General features: G+C 61.9%; 2 protein-coding genes. Both read right to left on the bottom strand.

The window, feature by feature from the left end:
- Window positions 1-616: glycerol-3-phosphate 1-O-acyltransferase PlsY (gene plsY / locus V6C07_RS08545; protein WP_333535972.1), on the bottom strand; the 616-nt coding region annotated here is incomplete at its 3' end.
- Between the two features lie 106 nt (window positions 617-722).
- Window positions 723-1,197 (bottom strand): RNB domain-containing ribonuclease (locus V6C07_RS08540; protein ID WP_333535971.1); only part of this gene is annotated, 475 nt, incomplete at its 5' end.

Genomic DNA, 1,197 nt, shown 5'->3' with positions numbered 1-1,197 from the left:
CCTCGGCATTGGCCGGCGCTTCGCCGCTGCTCTTGCTCTTGAGCCAGCTTTTTTCCGTGCCGGAACGCAGACGGACGATATTCTCCCGGTGCTTCCAGACCACAACGGCCCACACACCGAGGGCCAGCGGCAGCCATACCCACAACCCGCTGACGGCCAGCGCCACGGGCAGGGCCGTGACCAGGGTCAAAGACCCCAGAGAAACAAAGCCGCTGCGCCAGATAACAAGCGTACACAGCAGAGAGGCGGCCAGAAGCTGCCAGAAGGCCAGGGGCAGAAAAATGCCGATGCTCGTTGCCACGGCCTTGCCGCCCCGAAACTTCATAAAGCAGGAAAAGACATGCCCAAGCACACAGGCCAGAGCCACCACGCTGACAAAAACGGGCGACCCGTTGATTCTGAAGGCCAGCCACACAGGCACGGCCCCCTTGAGCACGTCACACAAAAGTGTGGCTACGCCCCACTTGAAACCGCAAAGGCGGGCCACGTTGGTGGCCCCGGTATTACGGCTGCCGCTTTCACGCGGATCAATACCGCAAAAGGTTCTGGCAATGACCAGCCCCCACGGCGCGGAACCAAGCACATAAGCCAGGGCTATCCAGAGTATTTCCAGCATGGGCATCTCCACAACACGCTGTCGGACTGCATTTCTTGAGAGTATCACCGCCGGGAGGCCAGGGACGCGCCCTGAAGCCCGCGCAACCGCAACCGTCAGGGCCGCGCTAGTCCACCGTGGCTGCTTCCAGAATCATGATTTCATTGTACAGCGGGTGTACCTTGCCGATCCGCACATCCACCCGCAGGCCGGGATGCGCCCTGTCGTCAAAGAGCTTCCGCCTGCCGCGCACAAACATGCCCTGATCCTGCAGGCTCACGCTTACAAAGGCATCATTCTCTTCCGTGATCACGCCGGGCCACCAGACCTTGTCGCCCTGCTGACGGAAATACAGCAGCTTCCAGTAGCGCGGGCGAAAACGCTGCACCTGCCCCACGGCATCCAGCACAGGCGAGATCGTCTGCAAAAGCTCGGTCAGGGCGCTCTCGCTCCAGCGGGGTTGCCCCGAACACAAGAAATGCACTACCTGGGCCTCGTTGACAAGATCGGGATAACGCCGCAGGGGCGAAGTAACGGGCGTATAGCGGTCAAGGCCCAAAGCCGCGTGCGGCCTGGCCTGCACCTCAAGGCCCGAGGGCGTC

This window comes from Desulfovibrio sp. 1214_IL3152, from assembly GCF_036763055.1.
Lineage (GTDB): Bacteria > Desulfobacterota > Desulfovibrionia > Desulfovibrionales > Desulfovibrionaceae > Desulfovibrio.
This window is presented reverse-complemented; position numbering and strand designations above follow the sequence as displayed.